Genomic DNA, 6,113 nt, shown 5'->3' with positions numbered 1-6,113 from the left:
AATCGAATATCCCGAACCACTTTTCATAAAGCTGACTGCAAAATTCGTCTTCATCAGTGATATCTGCAATATCGGGATAAAAGCAGTCATACCATTCCGAGAATGCCCTTACTGCGAAATTGCTGGCGATCTCGCTGTGTTCACAGCCGCCCACGCCGTCACAGATAACGCCCATCGCGCTCCTGAATATCTTGGTATCCTTTTGCAGGGCACACATCGCATCCTGATTTACTTTTTTCCTGCTTCCCAGGTCAGTAACACTGCTTAAAGTAATAATCATAGATCAAAAGTAAATTCCTCAGGACCAAATCTTATCGAATCACCGCTGTGAAGAGGATACTCCTGATTAGGTACCAGCTGTTTGCCGTTGAGGAAAGTATGGTTTGTCGAACCTCTGTCAACGACAAAGTAAGAACTGTCCTTACAGATTATACTTGCATGACGTCTGCTGACCCTCTTGTCGTTGATGACATAGTCAAGCAGTTCCTTAGGGTCTTTACCCAGATTGAATGTATCCTTTTCTATCTCAATTATCTCGTGAGTTTTGTTGCGTATGAGTCTGGGCGCGTTCTCTTCGGTATACTCGCCCATCATCTGTGTAGTTTCGCGGTCAGCGTCCAGCTTTGCAGCGGGCGCTACATATCCCTCACCCGCATCGAATACAGGAGGCACCTGCTGCGGTTGGGCAGGCTGTGCGTTTGCTGTTATGTTCTTTGATACCTGTACTTTCTGAGGTGCAGCCGCAGGTGTTGGAACGTTCTGCTGTACAGGGATATTCTGCTGTACGGGGATATTCTGCTGTGCGGGGATATTCTGCTGAACAGGCACATTTGCCGCAGCAAAGTCATTCTCCCTGCCCGGAATGGCGAAACCCGGATTTGCAGGTGCAGCAGGTGTTTTCTGCGGCACTGCGACTTTTTTTGGAGCCTCCGCCTTGCCCTTTTTCTTGCCGAACAGACCGCCCAGTATATTTGAGATGCCTGCTTTATCAGCCTTATCATTGCCTAATTTCGCAGCCCCGAGATTTACAGCGCCCATATTGGCAGCGCCGGCGGCATTCACCTTACCGACCGCAGGAGGTATGTTGACCTGTGGTGCCTGATTTTGGAATGTTCCTGCCATCGGGTTCTGCGCAGGAATGTTCACAGCGGGAGCCGCAGCAGGTGCAGCAGCCTGAGGATACGCGCGAACGTTCTGGTAACCGCCCTGTACGGCAGCTGCCTGAGGTACATTCACATTAGCCGCAGCGGGAGCACCGCCGGTCCTCAGTCTTTCAAGCCCTTCTATGAAGCCTTCCAGCGAAAAGTTCTTTTCTTTCAGCAGATTGAGTATCAGACCCATATATCTGCTGTCAGCGCCCATATCAAGATCAATTACGATATCCTGGAAAAAGCGCTTTACATCTATATCATTCTGCTCATCTACAGTTGGTATCGCGATGAACTCTGCCATTCGGCTGGACATATCTATGTACATCCAGTTCACATCGAGATGCAGTGAACTTGTGGTTATCATATACTTGCGAAGTTCAAGGAAAGACCTGCTCATATTTATGAAAAGATCGGAAACTATGTCAAAAGTTGTGGGTCTTTCAAGGAACTCGGTAAATGCTATACGCGAGGTGATATTGAACTTTATAAATCTTGAATCGTCCATCTGCGATACGGAACAGGGTATCATACAAGCTATGCTGTTGTTCCTTATCATGCTGAGTGTGACATTGTCAAATTCTTTCAGTTCGTCCTGCTCTTCAAAAACAAGCAGTGTTTTACCTGATTCATTCTTTGTATACCAGCTACCCATGCCTTAAACTCTCCTAACAAATAATATCGAGCCGCTAATATGCAACGATCGGATAATTTATATTCTATAAGATCCAACTTCGGCTGAACGAATTGTTAAATCTAAAAACAAAACTCGAAAACGCGACCTTGCTATTAATACTTTATTAATACTAATATATCACTTAATGAGGAAATTGTCAACCGATGTCGACCTTTTTAATATAAATATCTAATTATTCAGCGTTGTACACAATTCAATCACATTTCTTTCGCTGCATACTGTTCTAAATAACACATTCTCTTAACGTTTTATATCAAAAATTTAATATTGATATAGAATTTAATATCGGCGTATAGGACATCTTCACGCCATATTTTCCAATTTTTGTGTCCTGCATTTTTTCATTGCTCACTGTGTTTGACTTGGATCGCTCTTTGCAGAAGACCTTGTATATAATAGACAAAGTTGAAGAAGTCGTTTTGTACCTTTTTTGAATTTGTAAACGTTGCAAAAAAGACTTATTTATGCTAAAATAAAATATATGACTTTATTTACATCATTAAATAATAACAAAACAAATAAGTCAATAAAATGTATCAGCGCTGTTGCAGGCTGTCACAACGGTAAATTGTTCAGCATGATACAGACTGTCAGGTAAACAGTCATGATTGGAGTGAGAAAATGAAATATTGTTTTGGCTGTATGGAGAGATACGAAGATACGCTCAATACATGCCCCTTCTGCGGATATGCAGAGGGCACTGTATCTGACAACGCACTCCATCTAAGACCCGGCACTATTTTACAGGAAAGGTACATCGTAGGAAAGGTCATAGGATACGGCGGCTTCGGCGTGACATATATCGGCTGGGACGCGGTGCTTGAAACAAAGATCGCCATAAAGGAATATCTGCCGAGCGATTTTGCCACAAGGGTACTGGGTCATACCCAGCTGACAGTGTTCAGCGACAACAAGAACAAGCAGTTCAATGATGGCATGAAGAAGTTCATCAATGAGGCAAAGAAGCTGGCAAAATTTCATTCAACACCCGGTATCGTCAAGATATTCGACAGTTTTGAAGCCAACAACACCGCCTACATCGTTATGGAACTTTTACAGGGCGAAACGCTGGCTGAAAAACTCAAGCGCGAAAAAAAGATACCCGAAGATGATGCCATCGAAATGATAACGCCCATCATCGAGTCACTTAAGGTGGTACACAGTGACGGCATAATCCACCGCGATATCGCGCCTGACAATATCTTTGTCACCAACAGCGGCGAAGTCAAGCTGATAGATTTCGGTGCGGCAAGATATGCCACCACCTCTCACAGCCGCTCGCTTACCGTCATAATAAAGCCCGGCTACTCGCCCGAAGAGCAGTACCGCAGTAAGGGCGATCAGGGTGCGCACACAGATGTCTACGCTGTTGCGGCGACCTTATATAAGATGATAACAGGCGTGACTCCCCCTGATGCGCTGGAAAGAAGAGCATTTTTCGAGAACAAGCAGAAGGACATACTTGAACCGATAACCAAGTACGACAAGGATATATCCGACAATCACGAAACGGCGATACTTAACGCTCTGAGCGTGCGCATAGAAGACAGAACGCCCGATATGCAGACTTTTCTTGATGAACTGAACAGCGAAAAGCCTGTCACGCGGAGAGTCGGCAAGATAAAAAAGCTGGACAGGCTGAAATGGCCGCTCTGGGCAAAGATAGCTATACCGTCATTTGCGGCGGCAGTTGCAGTGTTCAGCACACTGCTGATGACGGGCGTTATCAGCTTTGATGCGGGACTGAAAACAAAAGTCGAGATACCCGAAGGTCAGACAAGAGTTCCGTCAGTCATAAGCAAAGAGTACAACGAAGGCGCTGACAAATTGAAAGCCTCTGACCTGCTGGTCGAGATAAGCGGTCTACAGCCGTCGGATATCCCCGCAGACCTGATACTGTATCAGGATATCGAAGCGGGTACAGTGGTAGAAGTGAACACACTTGTGAGCGTTCTGGTAAGTTCTGAACTTATCAAACAGCCTGTGCCGAACGTACAGGGCACAGAATATGAAGATGCTAAGGAACAGCTGGAGGGACTCGGTTTCAAGGTCAAGGTAAAGAAAGAGTACAGTGATGTGATCGCAGAAAACTGCATCATTTCGCAAAGCGTCCCGCCCGAAAAGGAAATGCCCGAAAACAGCGAAGTTACGCTGACAATATCAATAGGCAGAGATCCTTCAAAGGAATTTCACGACAAACAGCTTGAAGTACCCGACTTTTCGGGCATGACATTTGAAGAGGCATACGCAAAGGCAAGTTCGCTGGGCATGCTTATAAAGGTCACCGACTACAGGTACAGCAAGGAAGTCGAGAAGAACAGGATAATCGAATCCGACCCTGCCGCAGGCGAACTGATAATGAACAGAATGAGCGTTGAACTTGTGATCTCACTGGGATACGCAAAAGTCAGCGTGCCAAAACTCGAACTGATGGAAGAGGCACAGGCAGTTTCACAGCTGAAGAGCAGAGGTCTGAAAGCGAATATCAGATATGAATACAGCGACAGGATCAAGGAAGGTCTTGTAATATCACAGGATCCAAAGGAAAAGACCGAGATAGAGCCTGAGAGCACTGTCAACCTGGTCGTCAGCAAGGGTACAGAAGCATCGGATATGCCTGATGTTACAGGTCTTAGGCGCGATAATGCCGAAGAGATACTCAAGCAGAACGGTCTTGTAGTTACAACAAGTTATAAGACAGATGACAGCAAGACCATCGACACGGTACTCAGTCAGGATCCCGCTAAGGGCGAAAAAGTCCACAGAGGTGATAAGGTCGAGATCGTCATATGCACGCACGAAACCACGGTAACACTGACCGACCTGACAGGTCTTACCAGAGCCAATGCTGAAAAACAGCTGAAAAACAAGGGCTTGAAGGTAAATGTGATAGAGGTCGAGAGCAGCAGTGCAAACGCGGGCAAGGTAATATCACAGCTGCCTGCATCGGGCACAAAGCTGAAGAAAAATGAAACTGTTACCATCAATATAGGCAAACATACGTCAACGCAGGACACAGGAAATGTTCAGGGCGGCAATACAGGCGAAACACAGAGCCCCCGCGATACTACCATGCAGACTGCCAAGAAAACAACTAAAGAAACCGAAAGACAGACGACTAAACAGACCACAAGGTCAACGACAAAGGCTACCGAAAAGCAGACATCGTCAAAGGTGTATATAGTAGAATTCGATGAGAACTACTCAAGCGCTCCGGTAAGCGCCTATGAGTATCATGCAGGCGATACGATATCCTAACCCGAAGACCCTGAGCGAAGCGGCTATAAGTTCATGGGATGGTCAACATCACCATCGAGCAATTCACCTTTGCGTTCTTCCACAGTAAACAGCGATATCACCCTTTACGCACAGTGGAAGATCACTGATGATCTGTCCGACTGGGTACTGCCGTCAGAAGTTCCTGCTAATGCGACTGTTAAAGATAAAAAATGGGAATATACAATAAAAGAGATCATAGAAGACTCAGATCAGCCATATATTGAAGGCTACACAAAAACAAGTGAGAAAAATATAAAGACTACAACAAGACATGGCACTTCGAGTTACGCTGTATTCCCTGATGGCTTCGATACAAGCAATCGTCTTTATGCAGGTTACTACAATGGCAATACTTATTTTCAGGGCTTTGGTAAAGAACCGCTTATAGCTTATGAAAATGACACCGAAGGACTTACTGTAAATAATACATACACAGAAAAATATATTTACTGGCACTGGTGCTGCCCGCAAGAGTCTTCACAGGGAGATGACAAAGTAAATATGGCACATTACTCTAATGAATACATATCCGGCATAGGTAATGCTACCGAATTCGAGGCATTTGCTTCCTCTCAGGAACAAACTTTTAATGAAGAGAAAGGCGCCTATGAAATTTATGGTAAAAGTGATTACTCCAATTTCTGGGTGGCAGAACGAATACAAGTGATCGAGCAGGATTACGAGTATTACAACTGCGAAAGGAAATATACTCACGAGCGTTTGGTGAAAAAAGTATCATACGACCCCGTAACAGTCGGAGGAAATATCACCTCAGTGACCGAGTGGGTAAGATACAAAATGAATTGATAAATTTAACTCCCACACATGAAAGATGTTCAGCATGTAAGGACATCAGAATGTGTGGGAGGCTTTTTTATAGGCAGATATAAATGATGACAGAGTGATTTCCGCAAACAATGTAAAAATAGCAACAAAAAAGTCCGCAAACGAAAAGTTTACGGACAAAGGAAGCAGGGGCACCAAGGATC

2 protein-coding genes and 2 pseudogenes are annotated in these 6,113 nt (G+C 44.9%); 2 read left to right on the top strand and 2 right to left on the bottom strand.

Translation table 11 applies throughout. The features are described 5' to 3' along the window. Positions 1-280: pseudogene (locus CUS_RS10085) on the bottom strand (hypothetical protein); the annotation flags it as partial. After that, positions 277-1,803, bottom strand: coding sequence for an FHA domain-containing protein (locus tag CUS_RS10080; protein WP_002850284.1), 1,527 nt, complete (start codon positions 1,801-1,803; stop codon positions 277-279). The pseudogene CUS_RS10085 and the gene CUS_RS10080, both read right to left, overlap by 4 nt. Positions 1,804-2,466: 663 nt before the next feature. On the opposite strand from CUS_RS10080, the gene CUS_RS18635 reads away from it, so the two are divergent. Together CUS_RS18635 and CUS_RS10070 are read left to right on the top strand one after the other, a co-directional pair. Continuing rightward, the gene (locus tag CUS_RS18635) at positions 2,467-5,103 is read left to right on the top strand and encodes a PASTA domain-containing protein (RefSeq protein WP_002850287.1); all 2,637 of its coding nucleotides are present in this window, start codon (positions 2,467-2,469) and stop codon (positions 5,101-5,103) included. 12 nt (positions 5,104-5,115) lie between these two features. Further along, positions 5,116-5,931, top strand: a pseudogene (locus CUS_RS10070) (hypothetical protein); the annotation flags it as partial. Positions 5,932-6,113 lie beyond the last annotated feature (182 nt).

Source organism: Hominimerdicola alba 8 (genome assembly GCF_000178155.2).
GTDB lineage: Bacteria > Bacillota > Clostridia > Oscillospirales > Ruminococcaceae > Hominimerdicola > Hominimerdicola alba_C.
The sequence above is the reverse complement of the archived record's forward strand: the minus strand, read 5'-3'. Positions and strand labels throughout refer to the sequence as shown.